Below are 2,099 nucleotides of genomic sequence, written 5' to 3' on the forward strand. Positions count from 1 at the left end.
CCGTTCCCGGGGCATTTAATTCAGAACCGTTCTCCCTCCGGCGTCGTATCACACAGCGCAAACACTTTGCCCCGGCCTTCGCCGGAGGCCAGCAGTTGCTGAATATGCAGGGCGACACCGCTGCCTGCGCCAAAAATCAGCAAAGTATTCAAGGTTGTTTCTCTCTCTCAGCCAGCATGGCGGGGAGGGCACGAAAAGCATTCAGCCGATCGGCAAAAAGCTGGCGATGGCTGTCGCGCCCGACGAAAACCTTAAGCATGGCATAACCGCAAGCGTTTAAAATCCAGACACTTGCTGTGTTAATTCCCATAAACTGCCTCTTCGACGGTGCCGTCGGGTTGTGTGGCTAAAAAGTCGAACAGGGACTGAAGGTTATCCGTGCGCATGTGTATCATTCCGTAAGGTCAGTTGAGGGATCAGTGTTTGTAAGGCCTGCAACATATTGCTGGCCCAGAACCGCCCGGCAGGCGTGAGATTAAAACGCGGGCCTTCGCTGTGCATCAGGCCGCACTGTTGCCATTGTTGCAACAGGGGTTCAAGCGGGAAGGGATCTTCAACGATACGGCTGAGATCATAACAGCCCGCTTCGATGCCGCCCTGCAAATCCAGCCGCCAGCGGTGCTCGCGGGTCGTTGCCGCTGTCATCATCATAATAGGTTTCAACCCGGCATCCAGTTGCTGGTAATACGCTTGCAGATTGCGCGCCGTCATATACGACTGGCTACCCAGAGTGCCGCCCGCCCCGCTGCCAAAGGCCAGACAATCCGCGCCTTTTTTGATCAGCAAATTGTAGAGATTGCGTTCACGGGTGTTGCGTGCCCAGTGACTGTTGCTGATCTGATGCCAGCCGTCACGCGCCAGAAACGCCTCGCCTTCGAGATAAAAATCGCGGCGCATGCTGACATCCGGCAGCGTAGTGCGTTTATTCTCGACCGCTTTGCCCAGTGGTGTAGAAGGCAGCAGGTTCAGCGCATAAAGATCAACGCCATCCAAAGGCAGGTCGCGGATTATCTGCAAATCTTCCCGCCAGCTTTCCGGCGTCTGTTCCGGTAATCCGAACATCAGGTCGCAGACCACCGCCGCGCGGTCACGCTCACCGAGTTTACGCAGAAACTGTATCGCTTCTTCACGGTTCGCGCGGCGCCCCATGCGCTGACGAATACGGGTATCGAACGTCTGAATACCAATCGAAAAACGGTTCGCACCGGCATCGAGACAGGCATCTATACGCTCATCGTCAAAGTTAAGGATGCGTCCTTCAACGGTGATTTCGCAATCCGGTGCCAGTGGTAAACTGCGGCGCAGCGTGATGATGATCCGGTGCAGCTGTTTCGCGCTGAGGGCGGTGGGGGTGCCGCCGCCAAAATAAACCGCGTGGACAGGGGCGGACTGATGCAGCGACGAAGCGGCTTCCTGTTCGATTTCCCGAATCAGATAAGCACAATATTGTTCCGTGGCCTCTGCTTCCAGTTTGTTCTGGTAGAACCCGCAAAACTTGCAGTGTGTCGCGCAAAAAGGGATATGCAGGTAGACCAGACGCTTATTGGCCGGAAGCGGACGCTGGCACAGCGCCTGCCACTGAGCGGGAATATCCTGCGGCGGAACGGGCTGCTGAGGCCGCCAGGGCATGACTGCCCGGCGATCGGGAAACGGCAGCCCCGGTTCAGCGGCATAAAAACGCGGGAGGTCCAGGTTCATAGGGGCTTCATCTCCTGAAGAATCAAACATTCCCCGTATTAAACGATAATGATTATCATTCGATCAAACATAACCCGCGTTTTCGATGATCTGTATCAAGTCAGACAGGATTACTGATCAAACTCAGACTTGCAGTGATGCAGTGCGTCATTCATATCCCGATACGTCTGGTCCTGAACATTATGTGTATTTACTGAGCGGCCAAGAGATCTTACAGTGGCTTTATCAATCCCGTAGATGCCTGCGGTTTCTCCATTTTTACTTACAGTCATTTCTTCATTATATTGGCTGCATCATTTTCCGGTGTTCCGGTTTGATAACCTTTTTGATTCAGGGTCTGGTGTAAACAATAAGCAATTCCCCATGGATGATTATTAATATCATTCAGCATAATATAAGCA

The 2,099-nt window shown here is 53.5% G+C and carries 3 protein-coding genes; all 3 read right to left on the reverse strand.

All coding sequences use genetic code 11. From position 1 onward, the window contains the following. Positions 1–20 precede the first annotated feature (20 nt). Entirely contained in the window at positions 21–152 is a 132-nt protein-coding gene (locus tag J1785_RS26845; protein ID WP_255466697.1) for a hypothetical protein, read from the reverse strand. Next, complete coding sequence (locus J1785_RS01445) at positions 149–310, reverse strand: ChuX/HutX family heme-like substrate-binding protein (RefSeq protein ID WP_165385165.1); 162 nt, start codon at positions 308–310, stop codon at positions 149–151. The genes J1785_RS26845 and J1785_RS01445 overlap by 4 nt, the downstream gene beginning before the upstream one ends. Positions 311–372: 62 nt before the next feature. Then, a complete protein-coding gene (hutW, locus tag J1785_RS01450) occupies positions 373–1,698 on the reverse strand; it encodes a heme anaerobic degradation radical SAM methyltransferase ChuW/HutW (RefSeq protein WP_217218647.1) in 1,326 nt (441 codons plus the stop codon). Positions 1,699–2,099 lie beyond the last annotated feature (401 nt).

Origin of the sequence: Rahnella perminowiae, assembly GCF_019049755.1 — a bacterium.
Taxonomy (GTDB): domain Bacteria; phylum Pseudomonadota; class Gammaproteobacteria; order Enterobacterales; family Enterobacteriaceae; genus Rahnella; species Rahnella perminowiae.